Annotated in this window: 21 protein-coding genes; 5 read left to right on the forward strand and 16 right to left on the reverse strand. The window is 58.5% G+C overall.

Annotation, left to right across the window (positions count from 1 at the left end; all coding sequences use genetic code 11):
• Window positions 1-26 precede the first annotated feature (26 nt).
• Complete coding sequence (locus B9Q17_RS04295; protein WP_058340083.1) at window positions 27-527, forward strand: peptidylprolyl isomerase; 501 nt, start codon at window positions 27-29, stop codon at window positions 525-527.
• Entirely contained in the window at window positions 524-1,249 is a 726-nt protein-coding gene (locus B9Q17_RS04300; protein ID WP_094624227.1) for a UDP-2,3-diacylglucosamine diphosphatase, read from the forward strand. Before B9Q17_RS04295 ends, B9Q17_RS04300 begins: the two co-directional genes overlap by 4 nt.
• On the opposite strand, the gene B9Q17_RS04305 is transcribed toward B9Q17_RS04300, so the two are convergent.
• Both B9Q17_RS04305 and B9Q17_RS04310 read right to left on the reverse strand, forming a co-directional pair.
• The gene (locus B9Q17_RS04305) at window positions 1,244-2,077 is read right to left on the reverse strand and encodes a hypothetical protein (RefSeq protein ID WP_094624228.1); all 834 of its coding nucleotides are present in this window, start codon (window positions 2,075-2,077) and stop codon (window positions 1,244-1,246) included. The two genes, B9Q17_RS04300 and B9Q17_RS04305, sit on opposite strands and share 6 nt — an antisense overlap.
• The gene (locus B9Q17_RS04310) at window positions 2,078-2,848 is read right to left on the reverse strand and encodes a ferredoxin--NADP reductase (RefSeq protein WP_022988060.1); all 771 of its coding nucleotides are present in this window, start codon (window positions 2,846-2,848) and stop codon (window positions 2,078-2,080) included.
• A gap of 158 nt (window positions 2,849-3,006) precedes the next feature.
• Between B9Q17_RS04310 and B9Q17_RS04315 the strand changes: the two genes are divergently transcribed.
• Window positions 3,007-3,885, forward strand: a complete 879-nt coding sequence (locus B9Q17_RS04315) for a LysR family transcriptional regulator (protein ID WP_094624229.1) — start codon at window positions 3,007-3,009, stop codon at window positions 3,883-3,885.
• A 289-nt stretch (window positions 3,886-4,174) separates the two neighbouring features.
• Here B9Q17_RS04315 and B9Q17_RS04320 read toward each other — a convergent pair whose 3' ends face one another.
• Window positions 4,175-4,783: a MiaE family protein gene (locus B9Q17_RS04320; protein ID WP_094624230.1), complete on the reverse strand. Its 609-nt coding sequence runs from the start codon at window positions 4,781-4,783 to the stop codon at window positions 4,175-4,177.
• A 258-nt stretch (window positions 4,784-5,041) separates the two neighbouring features.
• Between B9Q17_RS04320 and B9Q17_RS04325 the strand changes: the two genes are divergently transcribed.
• The gene (locus tag B9Q17_RS04325) at window positions 5,042-7,636 is read left to right on the forward strand and encodes a bifunctional aconitate hydratase 2/2-methylisocitrate dehydratase (RefSeq protein ID WP_036219010.1); all 2,595 of its coding nucleotides are present in this window, start codon (window positions 5,042-5,044) and stop codon (window positions 7,634-7,636) included.
• Between the two features lie 323 nt (window positions 7,637-7,959).
• Here B9Q17_RS04325 and putP read toward each other — a convergent pair whose 3' ends face one another.
• The 12 genes from putP to B9Q17_RS04385 all read right to left on the reverse strand — a co-directional run bounded on the left by putP (window position 7,960) and on the right by B9Q17_RS04385 (window position 18,499).
• Window positions 7,960-9,450 (reverse strand): sodium/proline symporter PutP, encoded by a 1,491-nt coding sequence (gene putP / locus B9Q17_RS04330; RefSeq protein WP_058340088.1) that lies wholly within the window; start codon window positions 9,448-9,450, stop codon window positions 7,960-7,962.
• Window positions 9,451-9,752: 302 nt separating this feature from the next.
• Window positions 9,753-10,532 (reverse strand): AraC family transcriptional regulator, encoded by a 780-nt coding sequence (locus B9Q17_RS04335; protein WP_094624231.1) that lies wholly within the window; start codon window positions 10,530-10,532, stop codon window positions 9,753-9,755.
• 68 nt (window positions 10,533-10,600) lie between these two features.
• Window positions 10,601-11,236 (reverse strand): dTMP kinase, encoded by a 636-nt coding sequence (gene tmk, locus B9Q17_RS04340; protein ID WP_022988066.1) that lies wholly within the window; start codon window positions 11,234-11,236, stop codon window positions 10,601-10,603.
• Window positions 11,236-12,306 carry an endolytic transglycosylase MltG gene (gene mltG / locus B9Q17_RS04345; RefSeq protein ID WP_094624232.1) on the reverse strand — a complete coding sequence of 357 codons (1,071 nt, stop codon included), beginning with the start codon at window positions 12,304-12,306 and terminating at the stop codon, window positions 11,236-11,238. Before mltG ends, tmk begins: the two co-directional genes overlap by 1 nt.
• The gene (gene pabC / locus B9Q17_RS04350) at window positions 12,306-13,118 is read right to left on the reverse strand and encodes an aminodeoxychorismate lyase (RefSeq protein WP_094624233.1); all 813 of its coding nucleotides are present in this window, start codon (window positions 13,116-13,118) and stop codon (window positions 12,306-12,308) included. Before pabC ends, mltG begins: the two co-directional genes overlap by 1 nt.
• Before the next feature lie 7 nt (window positions 13,119-13,125).
• Window positions 13,126-14,373, reverse strand: a complete 1,248-nt coding sequence (gene fabF, locus B9Q17_RS04355) for a beta-ketoacyl-ACP synthase II (RefSeq protein WP_094624234.1) — start codon at window positions 14,371-14,373, stop codon at window positions 13,126-13,128.
• Between the two features lie 125 nt (window positions 14,374-14,498).
• On the reverse strand, window positions 14,499-14,732 hold the full coding sequence (gene acpP / locus B9Q17_RS04360; RefSeq protein ID WP_022988070.1) for an acyl carrier protein: 234 nt from the start codon (window positions 14,730-14,732) through the stop codon (window positions 14,499-14,501).
• Window positions 14,733-14,863: 131 nt separating this feature from the next.
• The gene (gene fabG / locus B9Q17_RS04365) at window positions 14,864-15,607 is read right to left on the reverse strand and encodes a 3-oxoacyl-ACP reductase FabG (protein ID WP_094624235.1); all 744 of its coding nucleotides are present in this window, start codon (window positions 15,605-15,607) and stop codon (window positions 14,864-14,866) included.
• Window positions 15,608-15,622: 15 nt separating this feature from the next.
• Window positions 15,623-16,561, reverse strand: coding sequence for an ACP S-malonyltransferase (gene fabD / locus B9Q17_RS04370; RefSeq protein ID WP_094624236.1), 939 nt, complete (start codon window positions 16,559-16,561; stop codon window positions 15,623-15,625).
• A 122-nt stretch (window positions 16,562-16,683) separates the two neighbouring features.
• Window positions 16,684-17,688, reverse strand: a complete 1,005-nt coding sequence (gene plsX, locus B9Q17_RS04375; RefSeq protein WP_201785312.1) for a phosphate acyltransferase PlsX — start codon at window positions 17,686-17,688, stop codon at window positions 16,684-16,686.
• Window positions 17,689-17,731: 43 nt separating this feature from the next.
• The gene (gene rpmF / locus B9Q17_RS04380) at window positions 17,732-17,911 is read right to left on the reverse strand and encodes a 50S ribosomal protein L32 (protein WP_022988074.1); all 180 of its coding nucleotides are present in this window, start codon (window positions 17,909-17,911) and stop codon (window positions 17,732-17,734) included.
• A gap of 30 nt (window positions 17,912-17,941) precedes the next feature.
• Window positions 17,942-18,499: a YceD family protein gene (locus B9Q17_RS04385; protein ID WP_094624237.1), complete on the reverse strand. Its 558-nt coding sequence runs from the start codon at window positions 18,497-18,499 to the stop codon at window positions 17,942-17,944.
• 150 nt (window positions 18,500-18,649) lie between these two features.
• Here B9Q17_RS04385 and B9Q17_RS04390 point away from each other — a divergent pair, with 150 nt between their 5' ends.
• Window positions 18,650-19,246 (forward strand): Maf family protein, encoded by a 597-nt coding sequence (locus tag B9Q17_RS04390; protein ID WP_094624238.1) that lies wholly within the window; start codon window positions 18,650-18,652, stop codon window positions 19,244-19,246.
• A gap of 39 nt (window positions 19,247-19,285) precedes the next feature.
• Here B9Q17_RS04390 and B9Q17_RS04395 read toward each other — a convergent pair whose 3' ends face one another.
• Window positions 19,286-20,350, reverse strand: coding sequence for a S49 family peptidase (locus B9Q17_RS04395; RefSeq protein ID WP_094624239.1), 1,065 nt, complete (start codon window positions 20,348-20,350; stop codon window positions 19,286-19,288).
• Window positions 20,351-20,371 lie beyond the last annotated feature (21 nt).

The following is a 20,371-nucleotide window of genomic DNA, read 5'->3' on the forward strand; positions in this document are numbered from 1 at the left end:
CCGACCTCAAACTACAGGAAGCCCTGATGATTCTGCTGAAAACCAACCTCGGTGATATCAAACTGGAACTGGACTACGAAAACGCGCCGGAAACCGCCAAGAACTTCGAACAGTATGTTCGTGAAGGTTTCTACGATGGCCTGATCTTCCACCGGGTAATCAGCAATTTCATGATCCAGGGCGGCGGCTTCGAGCCAGGCATGACTCCGCGTAAAACCCGCGAGCCAATCCAGAACGAAGCCGATAACGGCCTGAGCAACAAAACCGGCACCATCGCCATGGCCCGCACCATGGATCCGCACTCCGCAACTGCCCAGTTCTTCATCAACGTGCAGGACAACGGCTTCCTGGACCACACCGCCAAGAATGCTGAAGGCTGGGGTTACTGCGTGTTCGGTAAGGTTGTCGACGGCATGGACACGGTGAATCAGATCCGCGCCGTTCGCACCACCATGAACGCCGGCCACCAGGACGTTCCCTTCGAGGACGTGGTTATCGAGAAGGCCGAGGTTCTGGAGGACGCGTGACCACGCTGTTTATCTCCGACCTGCACCTGGAAGAATCGCGCCCGGGCATCACGGGCGCCTTTCTCGGGTTCCTGAAAACCCACGCCATGGGTGTGGAGCAGCTGTACATTCTGGGCGACTTCTTTGAAGCCTGGATTGGCGATGACGAACGCACGCCGCTACAGGAACAGGTAGCTGCGGCACTCCGTGAAGTGCGGGACAGTGGCACAGAGATTTTCCTGATGCACGGCAACCGTGACTTCCTGATCGGCAATGACTACTGCGAGCGGGCCGGCGCCACCCTGCTGGACGACCCTACTGTGATCGACCTGTACGGCACCCCTGCCCTGCTGATGCATGGCGACAGCCTGTGCACCGCCGACGTGGAATACCAGAAGTTCCGGGCCAACATGCGTAATCCGCAGATGCAGAAAATGATGCTGGCCCGCCCACTGGAAGACCGCCAGCAGATGGCGCGACAGCTACGCCAGATGTCCATGGCCAAGAATCAGGGCAAAGCCGAAGACATCATGGATGTCACGCCCGAAGAAGTGGTGAAAGAGCTTGAACATCATGGCGTACAGCTGATGATCCACGGCCACACTCACCGCCCGGCCACCCATGACCTGGAAGCCAACGGCGAACCCGCCCGGCGGATTGTTCTGGGTGACTGGGACACGCACGTTTGGTGGCTGGAAGCCCGTTCAGGGCAGGAACCGCAACTGAAGAAAGCCCCGCTATGATCCGGGGCCGCCGGCCGGCTCCCGATAGGTTTCCAGCCGCTTCAGCCAGCCTGGCAGCCAGCGTTCCCGCTCAATCGGGTTCCCGGCATTCTCTGCCCGCCGGGTAAGCACCCGGCCGGCGGCTTCCCGGAACGACTGCAGTTCCGTTTTATCACCGGCCGCGTCCATCTCCAGCAATACCTGCAACAGCCCCCAGCCTTGGCCCTGGTAACGCTCACCATCCGCCAGCCCCTCTCCCTTGAAGTTCACATAATCCATAAGGGCGTATACGCCGCCGGGGGTAGCACTCAAAGCTTCCAGGTGAGCACTTACCTGCTGCTGGCGACTCTCCGGAGCGGCCGCCACGATCTTGCCCAGAGATTCCGCTGCCCGTCGAAAAATGAACTCCGCCTGAAGCCCCTGGGTTCCGGCCAAAAACTCTCTCAACTCGGCAATCCTGGCAGAATCTTCCAGGGCGAGAAACGCAGCCCTGTCAGGCCAGGGCGCATCGAAGGGCTCGAGGCTGCGCAACCAGTCTGGCACCTTGGCCTGGCGTTGCACCATGTAACGGATAAGCTGGGGGAAACTTTCTGTGAATCGGCCCTCTACCCCCTCCGGATACCAGATAAAGTGCCCGATACCCAGAGACGGAAAGGCTTCGCCTTCATTCCAGTGCACCAGGCAATCGAACCGGCTGGCGCATTCGTTGGCGAAGATTTTCTGGCCCACCCAGTCCAGCTGGGCGGGCTTAAGGGCCAGCGAGTCCGCCGTCACCGGGTCCCGGTCCGCATCGCACCCGGACAAGGCCAACAGCATGGCCGTCAGCAACAACGGAATCAGCGGCCTCATTTACTGCTCCACAAATGCCCGCTCGATAACATAGTGGCCCATGTCACCGCCACGGGCTTCTTTAAAGCCCATGTCGTTGAGGATGTTGCAGGTATCCTTGAGCATGCTCGGGCTGCCGCAAATCATGAAGCGGTCCTGCTCGATATCAAATTCCGGCAGGCCCAGATCCCGCGTGATCTTGCCGGTCTTCATGGCTTCAGTCAGGCGGCCCTGGTTGCGGAACGGCTCCCGGGTAACGGTCGGGTAGTACAGCAGCTTGCCGGACACCATCTCGCCAAAGAATTCATTCTCCGGCAATTCGTCGATCTCTTGCTGGTACGCCAGCTCAGACACGTAGCGCACGCCGTGAGTGAGGATCACCTTATCGAAGGCCTCGTACACTTCCGGGTCTTTGATAATGCTCATAAACGGCGCCAGTCCGGTACCGGTGCTGATCAGCCACAGGTTGCGGCCCGGCAGCAGGTTATCCAGCACCAGGGTGCCAGTGGGCTTGCGGCTGACCAGGATCTCGTCACCTACCTTGATCTGCTGCAGGCGGGAAGTCAGCGGGCCATCGGGCACTTTGATAGAGAAGAACTCCAGTTCTTCCTCGTAATTGGCACTGGCGATGCTGTAGGCACGCATCAGCGGCTTGCCATCGGTTTCCAGGCCGATCATCACAAAATGGCCGTTCTTGAAACGGAAGCCCGGGTCCCGGCTGGTTTTGAAACTGAACAAGGTGTCGTTCCAGTGATGCACACTGGTCACGGTTTCTTTCATCATTTTGCTCATGGGGCCCTCGCCAGATTATTTGCGGTCAGTCATCAATTGGTAACCAGTTTAACCTTTCGCTTGAAATCGACAAAACAGGCTGTTCTCATAAACCTGTTCGATTTTATCGATAACATGGCCTCACCCATTAAAAAAGCTGCAACAGTGCCGGACCAATCATGAAATACAGTTTCCGTCAGCTCGAAGTCTTCCTTGCCGCCGCCCACTTCCAGAACATCACCCGGGCTGCGGAATCCCTGGCCATGTCGCAGTCGGCTGCCAGCAGTGCCCTGAAGGAACTGGAAAACCAGTTCGACATCCAGCTGTTCGACCGCGTAGGCAAGCGCCTGCAGCTGAACGAACTGGGCAGGCTGTACCGGCCCAAGGCCGAGTCCCTGCTGGCCCAGGCCACCGAACTGGAACAGGCCCTGAGCAAGCACTCGGAAGTCGGCGCCCTGAAAGTAGGTGCCACACTGACCATAGGTAACTATCTGGCCGTTGGCGTGATGGCCCAATACATGAATACCCCTACCCGGCCGAAAGTATCGCTGGAAGTGGCCAACACCAGCACCATCGCAAAACGGGTCAGGGACTTTGAGCTGGACATCGGCTTGATTGAAGGTGAACTGCAAGCATCGGAACTGGAAGTGATCCCCTGGCGGGAAGACCGGCTGGTAGCCTTCTGCTCCCCTACCCACCCGCTGGCAGCAAAGGGCGAACTGACCGACGACGACCTTCGCGGCGCCACCTGGATTTTGAGGGAACAGGGCTCCGGCACCCGCCAGAGCTTCGAGCGCGGCATGCACGGCCTGCTGCCAGACCTGAACGTACTGCTGGAACTGGAACACACCGAAGCCATCAAGCGCGCCGTGGAAGCGGACCTGGGCATCGGATGTCTGTCAGAGGTGGTGCTGGCCGATGCCTTCAAACGCGGCAGCCTGGTGCCCCTGAAAGTGCCCCACCGGCAGTTTGACCGGCATTTCTACTTCATCCTGCACAAGCAGAAATACCGAAGTGCGGGGATTGCCCGGTGGATGGCCTTGTGCCAGGAGCTTTAAAGACTGTTTTTTGCCACGAAATCCACTGAAAAACACGGAAATAAAAGATTAAAGAATTTTTTGCCACGAAACCCACGAAAGGACACGAAAATAAAAACCTTAAAGATTTTTTAGCCACGGACACTCACAGACGCTCACGGACAAAAGATTAAATCGGTACCGCTGTTGTCCGTGTGATTCCGTGAGTGTCCGTGGCAAATTAGTTCTTATTTTTCGTGTTCTTTCGTGGGTTTCGTGGCAAATAAGTTTTTGTTTTTCCGTGCCCTTCCGTGGATTCCGTGGCAAAATTTCAGTTAACCAAAGGCCCGCTATGAAACCGGAACTCCGAATCCGGCTCTTCAATCAACTTCTGTTCAATAGCCAGAAAATCCGCCACCCGCTCATCCACCGGACCGCCATTAGCCTGTACCGCCAGTTTCAGGTAATCCTGGTAATGCCGCGCTTCGGATTTCAGCAGGCTGTTGTAGAACTCCGCCAGTCTCTCATCCAGGTGCGGTGCCAGGGCTGCGAAGCGTTCGCAGGAGCGGGCTTCGATGATGGCACCGACAATCAGCACGTCCACCAGACGGCCCGGGTCGTCCTTGCGCACGGCTTCGCGCAGGCCGGCGGCGTAGCGGGCCGGTGTCAGGTGGGTGTAGGCCACTCCCCGCTTGTTCATGATCGCCAGCACCTGCTCGAAGTGCCGCAGTTCTTCCCGTGCCAGGCGGGACATTTTGTTCAGCAGGTCGGTGTTGTCCACATACCGGTACATCAGGCTCAGGGCCGTAGAGGCTGCTTTCTTTTCGCAATGGGCGTGGTCAATCAGCATCAGGTCCTGGTTGGCCAGGGCGTTCTCGATCCAGCGCGATGGCGTTCGGCAGGGCAGGAAATCGTGTATCTCTTGCAGGGCTTCGTTCATGGCTTTGGCAACCGTCCGGTTCAACAAGCGCGGGAGTATAACGCACCTAACAGATCTCTCCGACCTCTGTCCAACTTAACTTTATAAGGGCTTTCCTATAGAATGCAGCGCCAGATCAAGGAGTCTCTGAATAAATCCTGAAACCCCATCGGTGATTTGAGGCCTTATTCAGAGGCTCCTGCGGCCTTTTCGCCAAAAAACTCCCGCCGGGCACCACGCCCACAGCGCGGAACATTCCAACTGATGAGGGTCCATATCGTGTTAGAAGCCTATCGTGAACACGTTGCTGAACGTGAAGCCCTGGGTATCCCGCCCAAGCCCCTGAACCCCGAGCAGACTGCTGGTCTGATCGAGCTGCTGAAGAACCCGCCGGCCGGTGAAGAAGCCACCCTGGTTGACCTGCTGGAAAACCGCGTTCCGCCGGGAGTGGACGAAGCCGCTTACGTAAAAGCTGCTTTCCTGACCGCGATCGTTAAAGGCGAAGCTGCTTCCCCGCTGATCGACAAGAAGAAGGCTGTCCAGCTGCTGGGCATGATGCAGGGCGGCTACAACATCGCTACTCTGGTCGACCTTCTGGACGACAGCGAGCTGGCCGAACTGGCTGGTGAAGAACTCAAGCACACCCTGCTGATGTTCGACGCGTTCAACGACGTTAAAGAAAAGATGGACGCCGGCAACGCCGTTGCCAAGTCTGTTGTTGAGTCCTGGGCCAATGCCGAGTGGTTCACCAACAAGAACAAGGTTCCCGAGAGCACCAAGATGGTCGTGTTCAAGGTAACCGGCGAAACCAACACCGACGACCTGTCTCCGGCTCCGGATGCCTGGTCCCGCCCGGACATCCCGCTCCACGCCCGCGCCGCCTATAAGATGGAGCGCGACGGCCTGAAGCCGGAAGAGCCCGGCGTAACTGGCCCGATGAGCCAGATTGAAGAAATCAAGTCCAAGGGCCTGCCGGTTGCCTTCGTAGGCGACGTAGTCGGTACCGGTTCTTCCCGTAAGTCTGCCACTAACTCTGTTCTGTGGTTCTTCGGCGACGACATCCCGGGCGTGCCGAACAAGCGTGCCGGCGGTGTGTGTATCGGTAACAAGGTTGCCCCGATCTTCTTCAACACCATGGAAGATGCCGGCGCCCTGGTTTTCGAAGCACCTGTAGACAACATGAACATGGGCGACGTGATCGAAATCCGCCCGTACGAAGGCAAGATCCTGAACGAAGCCGGCGAGACCATCTCCGAGTTCAAGTTCAAGTCTGACGTCATCCTGGACGAAGTTCAGGCCGGCGGTCGTATCCCGCTGATCATCGGCCGTGGCCTGACCGCCAAGGCGCGTACTGCACTGGGCATGGGCCCGACAGACCTGTTCCGCCTGCCGAAAGATCCGGAAGCCGGCACCAAGGGGTTCACCCTGGGCCAGAAGATGGTCGGCAAGGCCTGCGGTCTGGAAGAAGGCCAGGGCGTGCGCCCGGGTACCTACTGCGAGCCGCACATGACCACTGTTGGTTCCCAGGACACCACTGGTCCGATGACCCGTGACGAACTGAAAGACCTGGCGTGTCTGGGCTTCCAGGCTGACCTGGTTATGCAGTCCTTCTGTCACACCGCCGCTTATCCGAAGCCGGTTGACGTTGAAATGCAGCACACCATGCCGGACTTCATCCGTACCCGTGGCGGTGTTTCCCTGCGTCCGGGCGACGGTATCATCCACTCCTGGCTGAACCGCATGCTGCTGCCGGACACCGTGGGTACCGGTGGTGACTCCCACACCCGTTTCCCGATGGGCATCTCCTTCCCGGCCGGTTCTGGCCTGGTAGCGTTTGCTGCAGCCACCGGCGTTATGCCGCTGGATATGCCGGAATCCGTTCTGGTTCGCTTCAAAGGCGAAATGCAGCCGGGCATCACCCTGCGTGACCTGGTACACGCCATTCCGCTGTACGGCATCAAGAACGGCATGCTGACCGTTGAGAAGAAAGGCAAGATCAACGAGTTCTCTGGCCGCATCCTGGAAATCGAAGGTCTGGAGCACCTGACCGTTGAGCAGGCGTTCGAATTGTCTGACGCTTCTGCTGAGCGCTCTGCTGCCGGTTGTACCATCAACCTGTCTGAAGAGTCTGTTGCCGAGTACCTGCGCTCCAACATCGTGATGCTGCGCTGGATGATTGCCGAAGGTTACGGCGATCCGCGTACCCTGGAGCGTCGCGCCCAGCAGATGGAAGAGTGGCTGGCCAATCCGAAGCTGATGCGTGCTGATGCAGACGCAGAATACGCCCACGTGGTCGAAATCGACCTGGCCGACATCAAAGAGCCGATCGTGTGCTGCCCGAACGACCCTGACGATGCCAAGTTCCTGTCCGAAGTGGCTGGCGACAAGGTAGACGAAGTGTTCATCGGTTCCTGCATGACCAACATCGGTCACTTCCGCGCTGCCGGCAAGCTGCTTGAGCAGAACAAAGAGCCGCTCAAGACCCGTCTGTGGATGTCTCCGCCCACCAAGATGGACCAGCAGCAGCTGATGGAAGAAGGCTACTTCAACACCTACGGCACCGCCGGTGTTCGCACCGAGATGCCGGGCTGCTCCCTGTGCATGGGTAACCAGGCACGTGTAGCTGCCAAGTCTACGGTTCTGTCTACCTCTACCCGTAACTTCCCGAACCGTCTGGGTGATGGTGCCAACGTGTACCTGACCTCTGCGGAACTGGCAGCTGTGGGCGCGGTACTGGGCAAACTCCCGACTCCTGCGGAGTACATGGAGTACGCCAAGGACCTGAACAGCATGTCCAAAGAGATCTACAAGTATCTCAACTTCGACCAGATGGAAGAGTACACCCAGAAGGCATCTGAGGCTTCCGTAGCCTGAGACCCTCTGAGGTAGCTTTACCTCTGATCTGAAACGCCAGCCTTCGGGCTGGCGTTTTTTTATGCCTCAGGTTTACCTTTTTCAGGAAACCCAGTGCCGCTATTACCGGCCCTAAACTCAGGCTCGGGAGTTTTGCCGGCCCCGCGGCGGGGGAGTCTTTTCTTCCGGGAAAAACAACTCGCTTCGCTCAGACATCTTTTTCCCTGCAGAAAAGACTCCCCCACCCCGTGGCCAGCGCAGAACCATGTGTGGGTTTCAGGTACAAAAAAGGGCTCCCCTTGGGGAGCCCTTGTCAGAACACTGATGTGAATCAGTGGATTCTGTTACCGCTGGATATGCTGGTACTCACCAGAATCCTTGGTGGCCAGGCTGACCACTACGATGGCAATGAAGGCGGCAACGAAACCAGGGATGATTTCATATACGCCCGGGCCACCCATGAAGCTGCCGTTCCAGCCCAGGGAGATCCAGATCATTACAGTCGCAGCACCCACGACCATACCGGCAATGGCACCGGCGCCGTTGGTGCGGGACCACATCAGGGACAGCAGGATCAGCGGGCCGAAGGCGGCACCGAAGCCTGCCCAGGCGTTACTGACCAGGGCCAGAACCTGGGAGTTCGGGTCAGAGGCGATAACTGCCGCCACCAGGCCAACTGCAACAACGCAGGCACGGCCGACGTTGACGCACTCTTTGTCGGTCGCTTCTTTGCGCAGGAACAGGCGGTAGAAATCCTCAGTCAGTGAGGAAGACGATACCAGCAGCTGACTGGAGATGGTGCTCATGACCGCCGCCAGCAGGGCTGCGTAAAGGAAGCCGGTGATCAGCGGGTGGAACAGCAGATCAGACAGGATGATGAAGATGGTTTCCGGGTCTGCGATGTCCATACCGTTACGAACGGCGTAGGCACGGCCGAAGATACCCAGTGAGATGGCACCGATCAGGGAGATCGCCATCCAGCCCATACCGATGTTACGGGCGGTCGGAACGTCTTTCAGGGAACGTATAGCCATGAAGCGCACGATGATGTGCGGCTGGCCAAAATAGCCCAGGCCCCAGGTGACGGCCGACAGCCAGCCAATAAAGGTGAGCCCCTCTGTCCAGGACAGCAAGGTCGGATCAACTTCATTCAAGGTCTGGGACGCCTGAGCAAAGCCACCGCCACCTTCACCGAACAGCACAACTGCCGGCATGATCACCAGTGCCAGCATCATGATGCAGCCCTGCACGAAGTCGGTCATGCTCACTGCCAGGAAGCCACCTACTACGGTGTAGGCCAGAACCACGCCGAGGGTGATTACAATACCCACTGCATAATCGCTCAGGCCGCCGAAGTTGAAGATGCCGGCAAAGGCACTTTCAAACAGCTTGCCACCGGCAACCAGGCCGGATGCGGTGTAAACCGCAAAGAAGATAACGATAACAATGGCAGACACGGTTCTCAGGGACAGAGCCTGAGTCGGGAACCGGTTTGCAAGGAAAGACGGGATGGTGATGGCGTTACCGTAGTGAACGGTTTGTTCCCGCAGGCGGGGTGCCACCAGAACCCAGTTAAAGAATGCGCCCACAAACAGGCCGATACCGATCCAGGCTGAAGCCAGACCGGATACATACAATGCCCCGGGCAGACCCAGAAGCAACCAGCCACTCATATCGGAAGCACCGGCAGACAGTGCCGCTACTTTCGGGCTGAGTGCCCGCCCACCGAGCATGTAATCTTCAGATGAAGACGTAGATCTCTGCATTGCATAAATGCCAATGGCAATCATGATTGCAAAGTACGCAAATAGACTGATCCAAACGCCAATAGCCATAAGGCTCCTCCGGTTTAAGTGAGTCGGACCTCGGTCCGCTCTCAGAGCACAGCGCCGGCACGTGGCCTGCGGACTGCACTGTTTTTCTTGTTTACCTGAAATCTTCCTGACTGGAGCGGGACTTACCCGCACGGATACTCCTTCACTATAGTCGACCGCCGCTGGTTTGCGACAATCGCCTACCCTGCTTCCGCAAGGCGGGAATACAGACGCTATAAGTTAGTATTACTACGGATGCCCGGCTTACAAAATCCTACGATTGTTTTGCACAATCCTACGGGACTGTCGGCTTTACGGGCAGATCAGGCTACCCGGTCACCAATCTGTAACCGGGACGGGGTCGTTCCCTTGTATTTGCGCAGGGCATTGGTAAGTGCGCTCTGGGAGGAAAAGCCGGTCCGGTAACTGATTTCAGACACCGAGAGGGTCGTTGACGACAACAGGCGCACGGCCTGGTCGAGCCGGGTCTGTATCAGAAACTGATGCGGGGTAATGCCCGACACTTCGCGGAACACTTCGTGGAAACGGCTGGTACTCAGGCAGGCTTCCCGAGCCAGGTCCTGCACGGTGATCTTCCGGTGCAGGTTATCGACGATATACCGGCGAATGGCGTCCGGGCTGATGCTATGCCGGCTGGCACGGGTGGCCTGCCCGTCTACAATCCGGTCGGCCATGGAATACAGGATACTGGCCGCCAGGTGCCGGTGCAGGGGTTCGTTATCCGGGGAGCGGTCGAATTCTCCGGCGGCAAACTGCACAAGGCCCTGCAGCCGGTTGTCCATCTGGATAGTGCGGGGCTTCTCGAAGACCCCGGCCATGCGTTCGTAGTCGGCATGGGCCGGGGAATCCAGGACAGGGCTCAGCGGGTCCAGGTTAATCACCAGCACGTGGTTCTCGTGATCCCCGCAGTAGTCGTGCCGGGCTTCGGTTGGCACCAGGCAGGCTTTCCAGGTGTCCAGAAACGAACCCACGCCGTCGACACTCAGTTCGGCAGCGCCACGCACGCCCACCACAATCTGGTGATGTTCGTGATGGTGTTGGTGTGAATTGACCGGCAGTTTCAGAAGCTTTGCGTCAAGCATTCAAGCTGCACGCCTTTAATCGAGAATGTGTTGCAATTAAAGCAGATCGCGACAGAAAGTGCACGAAATCAACTATCAACGCGGGCAAGGGCCGACAGCAATCCCGTCACACTTTCCGAAACCTGCGCCAGGGGCAAGGCGGCATTCACAACATGGTATTGCATGGGTGCAGCGGTCGCCCGGGCCAGGTAGGTATCGCGAATCCGCTGGAAAAAGGCCAGCTCTTCCTGCTCGAACCGGTCCAGTTCGCCCCGTTTCTTTGCACGGGCCATGCCGGTTTCTACCGGTGCGTCCAGAAGGACAACATGGTCCGGCCGCACATCGCCCTGCACCAGGGTTTCCAGCAGCGCTATGCGCTCCTCAGGCACCCCCCTGCCCCCGCCCTGATAGGCGAAGGTGGCATCGGTAAAGCGGTCGCACAGCACCCACTTGCCTGCGGCCAGGGCCGGCAGAATCCGGTTGTGCAGGTGCTGGGCACGGGCGGCGAACATCAGCAGCAGTTCGGTGGTTTCATGCACCGGTTCTTCCCTGGGGGCCAGTAACAGCTCCCGGATCTTTTCCGCCATGGGCGTGCCACCCGGTTCGCGGGTAACCACCACATCAATTCCCAGCGATGTCAGCGTGTCTGCCGCGTTCTGCAACTGGGTGGATTTACCAACCCCCTCGGTGCCCTCAAAGGTAATAAAACGGCCTCTGGCAGCCATCAGTTTTCCTCGTTGTCATCTGCGCCGGCACCCGGTGCCGGGAAGGATCGGTAATCTTCTCTGCGGTTCAGCTGGAACTCCCGAACCGCTTTCTGGTGTTCGGCCAGGGTTCGGGAGAACGTGTGGCTGCCATCACCACGGGCCACAAAGTACAGGGCGTCACCGTCGTCCGGATGCAAGGCGGCATGTACAGAATCCCGGCCGGGCAAGGCAATGGGCGTGGGTGGCAGGCCGTCAATCCGGTAGGTGTTATAGGGCGTGTAGGCGCGCAGGTCCCGGGTACGGATACGGCCATCGTAGCTGTCACCCATGCCGTAGATCACCGTCGGGTCGGTCTGCAGGCGCATGCCTTTCTGCAAGCGGCGCACAAACACACCGGCCACCTGCTGCCGCTCATAGGCCACGCCGGTTTCCCGCTCGACAATCGAGGCCATGATCAATGCTTCGTAGGGGGAGCTATAGGGCAAGCCTTCTTCCCGGTTCTCCCACTCTTCTTCAAGGACAGCCGTCATCCGCTTATAGGCGCGTTTGAGGATATCCAGGTCGGTCTCGCTGCCACTGAACATGTAGGTATCCGGGAAGAACCAACCCTCAGGGTGTTGGCCTTCGGCGCCAACGGCTTCCATAACCTGCTCGTCAGTCCAGTCTGTGGTTTCTTTCCGGAGCCGTCTGGAGTTGGCCAGGGCGGTTCTCATGTCAGAGAAGGTCCAGCCCTCAATAAACTGGACGGACCAGAGTTTCACCTTGCCCTCTACCATGGTGTCGAGCATGGCCAGTGGTGTCATCCCCGGTTGCAGTTCGTAGTCACCAGCCTTAATCCGGGTCTGTTCCGGGTTCAGGCGGCCGTATAGCTTTAACCAGAGCGGATCGCTGACCAGGCCGTCGTCCGACAGCTTCTGCGCCAGCCGGCCAAAGGAGGTGCCCTGCTCTACACTGAACAACACCGGCTCATCCAGGGCAACCGGTTGCTTCAGGGTCTGCAGGCCCTGCCATAGCCACAAACCGGCGCCAGCAGCCGCCAGGACCGCGAGGGCCACAATCAGAATCAGTAACTTCCTGAACACACGCATTATTCCAAAGTTGTGGAGAGACGGCAGATTGTCGCAAGGCACCGCTCTGCAGGCAAATCCTGGCCCGCCAGGTTGCGAACCCTCACTACCCCGAGCACGCTGTTGGTGAGGTACAGGCCCCGGCAAACTTCCGGCTGCAACTGTTCCCTCGTGATGGATCCTTCACGGAAAGGCTCCCCGGCCTGCTGCAAGCGCTCGATAACCAGCTGGCGCATAACACCGGCCACGGCTACGGAATTCGCGGGGGGTGTTATCCAGCCTTCATCGGTGAGTACAAACAGATTGGTTCGGGTGCCCTCGACAATATGCCCGGCGGCATCTGCCATCAGCACCTCAAAGCAGTCGCCGGAGAGTTCCCGGGCTGCCATCACCTGCTCGAGGCGGTTGAGGGATTTGATACCGGCCAGCAAGGGATTGACCGTAAGGGGTACTGATGAGAACTCCACCACCACGCCGGCAGAATCGGGCATCGGCGGCGCATCGGAACAAGATGCCAGCAGGTTGGGCTCCATGCAGGCCCCCGGGCGATAGCCTCGCCCACCCGCGCCACGGGTCAGGATCAGTTTCAGGACCCACACCTTCCCGGGGCTTCCGTAACGCTCAAGGGCTTCGCCGCTGGCCGCGAGCAGTTCGTCCTGGCGCACCTCAATTCCCAGCCGGGCAGCATCCCGCACCAGCCGGGCCAGATGGTAATCCAGCCAGGGGGCTGAGCTCCCTTCTGCACGAATGGTTTCAAACAGGCCATCGCCGTAGGCCAGGCCCCGGTCTGCCGCCGGCAAACCGGTTTCATCCGCCCAGAAGCGCTTTACCACAGAGGTCTCAGCCTTCGTAACGGCGGAAAATCAACGTACCGTTGGTACCGCCAAAGCCGAAGGAGTTGGACAGCGCTACCCGGACATCGGATTTGCGGCTCTGATTGGCCACGAAGTCCAGGTCACAACCTTCATCCGGGTTATCCAGGTTAATGGTTGGTGGCAGAATGCCGTCGCGCAGGGCCAGCACCGAGAAAATGGCCTCAACGGCACCGGCAGCGCCCAGCAAGTGGCCCGTCATGGACTTGGTGCTGCTCATGGCCAGCTTTTGCGCATGGCCGCCAAATACCGCTTTAACAGCAGCCACTTCGGCTACATCCCCCACCAGGGTCGATGTGCCGTGGGCGTTGATGTAATCCACTTCTTCCGGCTTCAGGCCCGCATCCCGCAAGGCATTGGCCATGGACCGGGCAGCGCCGTCGCCGCCTGCAGGGGGTGCGGTAATGTGATGGGCGTCGTCGCTCATGCCAAAGCCGACCACTTCGCCGTATATCGTCGCGCCACGGGCTTTTGCATGTTCCAACTCTTCCAGGACCAGCACGCCAGCCCCATCACTCAATACAAAACCGTCGCGCTCCTTGTCCCAGGGGCGGCTGGCCTTTTCCGGCTCATCATTGCGGGTCGACAGGGCACGGGCGGAAGAGAATGCTGCAACGCCGGAACGGGTGGTGGCCATTTCGGCACCGCCGGCCAGCATCACGTCAGCATCGCCATAGGCGATGGTGCGGGCCGCATAGCCAATGTTGTGGGTACCGGTGGTGCAGGCGGTCACAATGGCGATGTTCGGGCCTTTGTAGCCAAACCGGATAGCCGCATTACCGGAAATCATATTGATTACAGACGCCGGCACAAAGAACGGAGATACCTTGCGGGGGCCGGCCTTTTCCATCTGGATAATGTTCTTTTCGATGTACTCCAGGCCGCCAATACCGGAACCGATGGCAATGCCCACCCGCTCCTTGTCGAGCTTGTCGAACTGTTCCAGGCCACTGTCGTCCACCGCCTGCTGGGCGGCAATCAGGCCATAGTGAATGAAAGCGTCAAGCTTGCGGGCTTCTTTGGAAGACAGCCAGGGTTCGATATCCAGGTCCTTCACCGCCCCGCCGATACGCGTGCCGTATTCACTGGCATCGAACCGGTCGATCTGGCCAATGCCACTGCGCCCGGCACACACTGCGTTCCAGGAGGTACTGACATCGTTCCCTACCGGGGACAACATCCCCATGCCTGTAATGACAACCCGTCGCTTGCTCATAACCCCACTCACCTGAATATTCCGTGTCGTTTTTAACCGAAATGCTGATATTCAGCCAATAAAAAAGCCGTCCTTCAAGAAGCCTAAAGGACGGCTTTTAGCCTGGCTATCTGATCTACTGAGTATCAGGTATGCGCGACAATATAGTCGATTGCGTCCTGAACGGAGCCCAGCTTCTCAGCCTCTTCATCCGGAATTTCAGTTTCGAATTCCTCTTCCAGGGCCATAACCAGCTCAACAGTGTCCAGTGAGTCAGCGCCAAGATCCTCTACAAAAGAAGATGTGTTCTGAACTTCGGACTCTTTAACGCCCAGCTGCTCACAAACAATCTTCTTCACGCGCTCTTCAACTGTACTCATAATGTCCTCACTTTAGTGTCAACCAAGCAACTCAATGGCTGCCAGTTTAGTTTAAACCCTACCTGCAAACAAGCAGGGATTCAGTTAAACATGTTGTGCGACAAGGGGTTGCACTACAGCCCGAAACGGGCTTAACCCATGTACATGCCGCCATTCACATGAATGGTTTCTCCGGTAACGTAAGCTGCGCCCTGAGAGGCCAGGAAAGCCACCACAGAAGCTACTTCTTCCGGCTCGCCCAAACGCCCTGCCGGAATAATTTCCAGCATAGCGTCACGCTGCTTGTCGTCCAGTTTTTTGGTCATATCGGTGTCAATAAAACCGGGCGCTACACAGTTAGCGGTAATGCCACGGTTAGACATTTCTTTGGCCAGGCTGCGGGTGAAGCCCTCAACCCCGGCCTTGGCAGCGCAATAATTGCCCTGCCCCGGGTTGCCCATACCGGCAACCACGGAACTGATATTGATAATCCGGCCCCAGCGGGCCTTGGCCATACCACGCAAAACGGCCTTGCTGGTACGGTAAACACTGGAAAGGTTGGTTTCCAGCACAGACGTCCAGTCGTCGTCTTTCAAGCGCATCAACAGGTTATCACGGGTGATACCCGCATTGTTGACCAGGATCTGCGGAGCACCAGACTGTTCGGTCAGCTGCTTCAGGCCCGCCTCGATGCTGTCGGCATCGGCTACGTTCATCACAATACCGTAGCCCTTGAAGCCAGCAGACTTCAGGCCTTCGGTAATGGATTCAGCACCTTCAGCACTGGTAGCCGTGCCCACAACTTCCGCGCCCTGCCGGGCCAGCTCATGGGCAATGGCCTTGCCAATCCCCCGGGTAGCACCGGTTACCAGTGCAACTTTGCCTTCCAAAGACATAAACAACTCCGTTTATCAGGACTGGCCAAACGCCTTCAGGGCGGCTGCCAGAGAATCGGGATCTTCGATGCTGTTCACCGCCAACTGGCGGTCAATGCGCTTGGCCAGCCCGGCCAGAACCTTGCCGGCACCACACTCAACCGACACGTTAACGCCCTCGGCAACCAACGCCCGCACAGAGTCTGTCCAAAGCACCGGGGAATACAACTGCTTCAGGAGGTTTGCCTTGAGCGTATCGGCATCTTTAACCACGGCTGCATTCACATTCTGAACCACCGGAATGACAGCATCGTTAAAGCGGACATCTTCCAGTGCTTCAGCCAGCTGCTCGGCAGCGCCTTTCATCAGGGAGCAGTGGGAAGGCACGCTCACCGGCAGCGGCATGGCCTTGCGGGCACCCTTTGCCTTGCAAACCTCGATTGCGCGCTCTACCGCCGCAGCGGAACCGGCAATCACCACCTGGCCGGGTGCGTTGAAGTTCACTGCTGCAACCACGTCGCCCTGGGCGGCTTCTTCACAGGCCGCAACCACATCGGCGTCTTCCAGGCCCAGGATAGCTGCCATCTTGCCTTCACCGGCAGGCACGGCATCCTGCATCAGCTCGCCGCGCAGTTGAACAAGCTTTACAGCTTCAATGAAGTCGAGGCTCTCAGCAGCCACCAGGGCGCTGTACTCACCCAGGCTGTGGCCAGCTACGAAGTCCGGGCGCGGGCCTTCAGACACGCACCACTGGCGCCACAAGGCGACACTGGCGGTCAGCAACGCAGGCTGTGTTACCATGGTCTGATTCAGCTCTTCAGCCGGCCCATGCTGGCACAGGTGCCACAAGTCATAGCCCAGAACATTAGACGCTTCATCAAAGGTTTCACTGATCATAGGCCACGCCTCGGCAGCAGCAGAAAGCATGCCTACCGACTGGGAGCCTTGTCCGGGGAAAATAAACGCTGATTTCATGGGCGGAATCTTATCGTCATTGAAGGGTGGGTGGAGATTAGCCAATAGTACAACTCAGGCCAATTATCCGCGAATAAGGGCGCAAATGCGGGCAGACTTTAGTCTCAGCAGCCGTTGGCGACCTATAACATCAGGTCATCGAGCCGTTCGTTGATGCGACGAGGCACTTCCAGCTCCACTTCGCGAACTGCCTGCCGGATTGCCGCCAGCATCGCACGCTCGTTGGCGTTGCCGTGGCTCTTGATAACGACTCCCTGAAGCCCCAGCAAACTGGCACCGTTATGCCGTGAAGGGTCCATCAGCTGCAAAAGCCGGCCGATAATCGGCTTGGCCAGGAGCCCCACAAAGCGCCCCCATAGCGAGCGGGTAAAGGCCTGCTCCAGCAGTTCGATCAGCAACCCCGCAACACCCTCACCGGTCTTCAGGGCAATATTGCCCACAAAGCCGTCACACACTACAACATCGGCCACATCACGGAAAAGGTCGTTGCCCTCGACATACCCTATGTAGTTCAGAGTGTCGCACTGGGCAAGCATATGGGAGGCCAGGCGAACCTGTTCGTTGCCCTTGATCTCTTCCTCACCCACGTTCAGCAGGGCCACGCGAGGTTCGGCCAGGCTACAGATGGCGGTGGCCATCAGCGATCCCATCAAGGCGTACTGGTAGAGGTTTTCGGCGCTGGAATCCACGTTGGCGCCAAGGTCGAGCACGTGGCAACGGCCCCGCAACGAGGGAACCAGCTTGGCAATGGCCGGCCGCTCAATGCCGGGATACATGCGGATAATAGATCGCCCGAAAGCCATCAGCGCACCGGTATTTCCGGCACTGACACAGCCCTGGGCTTCGCCGTCGCGCACCAGGGAGAGCGCAATGGCCATAGAGGAGTTTTTCTTGTGTCGCAGCGCATGGGAGGGGCGCTCGTTCATGCGCACCACATCCGCCGCTTCAACAATGCGGATTCTGGCATGCCCATCACGCAACAAGGCCTCGAGCTCGCTCCGGATACCTACCAGAACGAGACTCAAGGCCTCATTTTCGCGCACTGCTTCCAGCGCTGCATGGACCACCACTGAAGCGCCACGATCACCGCTCATGGCATCAATGGCTATGGTGACTGGTTTACTCACCACGGGTCCATGCGACACAGGTCAGAAGAGTTTCCCGACGATCTTACTCGTCGCGAGCTTCAACAACCTGCTTGCCGCGGTAGAAACCGTCCGGAGATACGTGGTGACGACGATGTACTTCACCAGTAGTTGCGTCGGTGCTCAGAGCAGCAGTGCTCAGGGCATCGTGTGAACGGCGCATGCCGCGCTTGGAACGGGTCTTGCGATTTTGCTGTACAGCCATGATTATGCTCCTGACCTGATTACGAAAACGTTAGTGCTTGGTGTTTTTGAGGCCCGCCAGAACACTGAACGGGTTATCCTCGCGTTTCTTTGCCTCGGGCTTCTCGGTGGCCTGCTGTGGTTCCAGTGCTTCCAGTTCCTTGCTCGCCGGGCAATCCTGGCGTTCATGCAGGGGGAACGGCGGCAGAACCAGCAACAGTTCATCTTCCACCATGGCCCACAAATCTGCGTTGTAGTCTTCCATCGGGAAGGGTTCCAACGCCTTGGGCAACCTCTGAGCCTGCTCATCGTTGAGCACAAGCCCCAAATCAAAACGGGATTCCAGCGTTGTCTGCATGTTATTCATGCAACGCTGGCATTCCAGTATCACCGGTGCGGATACTTCACCCGACACCAACCGGCGACGTTCGCTATCCATATAAAAGGAAAGCTTAACGTGGCACTCGCTGCCTTCCGGCAACCCCGGAACCGCTTCGGAGAAACGAACAAGCCCCGCGAGCGGAATAACTCCCTCCAGGGTCGTGTTCTGTTCCGCCAGTCGGTTAGGGTCTACGGATTTTGGCAGTTGAGCATTCGGTGCTTCAGACATAGGCGCGCAATTTTAGGGGCGAGACCGCCTGCTGTCAAAGACTTAATCGCTTTTAACCCACCCCTTCCCGTTTAAGTAGGGGTATTTTACGATAACCTCCGGCGTTTCCGCCTGAATCACCGCACCATACACCGGAACCAGAAGGCATTCATGAACCAACCGCCCCTGCTGCTCGCCTCATCCTCCCCTTACCGCAAAGAGCTGTTGGCAAGGCTGGGGCTACCCTTTAACAGTGCGAGCCCGGACATTGATGAAACGCCGGCTCCCGGCGAATCCGCCGAACAACTCGCGCTCCGGTTGGCCACCGGCAAGGCCCGGGCGCTGGCAGAACACTACCCGGACACAATCATCATCGGCTCCGACCAGGTGGCCACACTACCGGACGGCACCTTACTGAACAAACCCGGCAGCCACCAGAAGGCCCGGGAACAACTAGGCCTCAGCAGCGGCAACAGCGTGAGATTCCTGACCGGGCTTGCGGTACTGGACACCCGTACCGGCACCCTGAAAACCCGGTGCGAACCTTTCGAGGTCCACTTCCGGGAACTGACAGCTGAAGAAATCGAAAACTACCTGAACAAAGAACAGCCCTACGACTGCGCAGGCAGCTTCAAGATGGAAGGGCTCGGCATTGCCCTGTTCCGAAGCATGGAAGGGCGAGACCCGAACAGCCTGATCGGCCTGCCACTGATTGCGCTGATCGACCTGCTCAGGGAACTGGGCGTTAATCCGCTGCTGCAGCCCTGATCAAGCCGGATCAGGACTGCTTCACCCGAAAAGCCTGGCTCAGCGAATCTCCAGGCGGGACTCCAGCATGCGGCTGGCCACGCCCTCACCCACCGCAACACCAAGCTGGTCCACCAGTTCCTGGAACGGCGAACGGTTGCGGCTGTAATCAACCAGTTTTTCTTCGCCCACCAGCTGGCGAGCCACCCAGGAGGTGCTACCCAGCCCGTCAATCAAGCCAAGCTCCAGCGCCTGCTCGCCGCTCCACACCAGGCCGGAGAACAATTCTTCGTTATCCGCCAGGCGGTCACCCCGACCAGCCTTAACAGCTTCCACGAACTGCTTGTGGGTGTTTTCAAGCACGCTCTGCCAGAAGGCAACCTCGCCTTCACGCTCGGGTGAGAACGGATCCAGGAACGCCTTGTTTTCGCCAGCGGTATAAAGCCGCCGATCGACACCCAGCTTCTCCATCAGCCCGGTAAAACCGAAACCACCGGCAACCACGCCGATAGACCCCACCAGGCTTGCCCGGTTGGCGTAGATTTCATCAGCCGCCGCGGCAATGTAATAGGCACCGGAAGCCCCAATATCGGAAATCACCGCATACAGCTTTTTATCCGGGTACTCTTCCCGCAGGCGCTTGATCTCGTCGTAGACATAACCGGACTGCACCGGGCTGCCACCCGGGCTGTTGATGCGCAGCACAACCGCCCTGGAGTTCTCGGCCTCGAAAGCCGAGCGCAGCGCACCCACCAGATTGTCGGCACTGGCCAGCTCATCCGCCGCAATGGTGCCATTCACTTCTACCAATGCCGTGTGGGCACCGGTGGCACCCGCCATGCCATCACCGATGGGAGACCGGATCAGGAACAGCAACGCGAACAGGTAACCGAAGGTCAGAAACTTGAAAAAGATGCCCCAGCGCCGGCTGCGTCGCTGCTCCGCCTGCAACGACATCACCAGCTTCTCGATCAGCCGCCAGTCCCGGCCAGACTCCGGCGGCATAGCCGGCTGCTTCTTGCCAAACCAGCCTTTCTTATCGGAAGACGCACCCTGCCCTTTTTCTTCAGGTTGCGCCGGCTCATCGCCCCAGCCGGGCTGCTTGTCCGAATCCCACTCGCTCATCCGCTATCCCTTAACCGATCA

Source organism: Marinobacter vinifirmus, assembly GCF_002258215.1.
GTDB classification, from domain to species: Bacteria; Pseudomonadota; Gammaproteobacteria; order Pseudomonadales; family Oleiphilaceae; genus Marinobacter; species Marinobacter vinifirmus.

What these genes read in the sequence shown, in the direction of transcription:
- mltG (WP_094624232.1), bottom strand. Translation starts at nt 12,306, where the DNA reads ATGCGTGTGTTCAGGAAGTTACTGATTCTGATTGTGGCCCTCGCGGTC.
- B9Q17_RS04315 (WP_094624229.1), top strand. Translation starts at nt 3,007, where the DNA reads ATGAAATACAGTTTCCGTCAGCTCGAAGTCTTCCTTGCCGCCGCCCAC.
- B9Q17_RS04295 (WP_058340083.1), top strand. Translation starts at nt 27, where the DNA reads ATGATTCTGCTGAAAACCAACCTCGGTGATATCAAACTGGAACTGGAC.
- B9Q17_RS04385 (WP_094624237.1), bottom strand. Translation starts at nt 18,499, where the DNA reads ATGTCTGAAGCACCGAATGCTCAACTGCCAAAATCCGTAGACCCTAAC.
- putP (WP_058340088.1), bottom strand. Translation starts at nt 9,450, where the DNA reads ATGGCTATTGGCGTTTGGATCAGTCTATTTGCGTACTTTGCAATCATG.
- fabD (WP_094624236.1), bottom strand. Translation starts at nt 16,561, where the DNA reads ATGAAATCAGCGTTTATTTTCCCCGGACAAGGCTCCCAGTCGGTAGGC.
- B9Q17_RS04310 (WP_022988060.1), bottom strand. Translation starts at nt 2,848, where the DNA reads ATGAGCAAAATGATGAAAGAAACCGTGACCAGTGTGCATCACTGGAAC.
- B9Q17_RS04305 (WP_094624228.1), bottom strand. Translation starts at nt 2,077, where the DNA reads ATGAGGCCGCTGATTCCGTTGTTGCTGACGGCCATGCTGTTGGCCTTG.
- tmk (WP_022988066.1), bottom strand. Translation starts at nt 11,236, where the DNA reads ATGGCTGCCAGAGGCCGTTTTATTACCTTTGAGGGCACCGAGGGGGTT.
- B9Q17_RS04395 (WP_094624239.1), bottom strand. Translation starts at nt 20,350, where the DNA reads ATGAGCGAGTGGGATTCGGACAAGCAGCCCGGCTGGGGCGATGAGCCG.
- rpmF (WP_022988074.1), bottom strand. Translation starts at nt 17,911, where the DNA reads ATGGCTGTACAGCAAAATCGCAAGACCCGTTCCAAGCGCGGCATGCGC.
- acpP (WP_022988070.1), bottom strand. Translation starts at nt 14,732, where the DNA reads ATGAGTACAGTTGAAGAGCGCGTGAAGAAGATTGTTTGTGAGCAGCTG.
- fabF (WP_094624234.1), bottom strand. Translation starts at nt 14,373, where the DNA reads ATGAGCAAGCGACGGGTTGTCATTACAGGCATGGGGATGTTGTCCCCG.
- B9Q17_RS04335 (WP_094624231.1), bottom strand. Translation starts at nt 10,532, where the DNA reads ATGCTTGACGCAAAGCTTCTGAAACTGCCGGTCAATTCACACCAACAC.
- B9Q17_RS04320 (WP_094624230.1), bottom strand. Translation starts at nt 4,783, where the DNA reads ATGAACGAAGCCCTGCAAGAGATACACGATTTCCTGCCCTGCCGAACG.
- fabG (WP_094624235.1), bottom strand. Translation starts at nt 15,607, where the DNA reads ATGTCTTTGGAAGGCAAAGTTGCACTGGTAACCGGTGCTACCCGGGGG.
- B9Q17_RS04390 (WP_094624238.1), top strand. Translation starts at nt 18,650, where the DNA reads ATGAACCAACCGCCCCTGCTGCTCGCCTCATCCTCCCCTTACCGCAAA.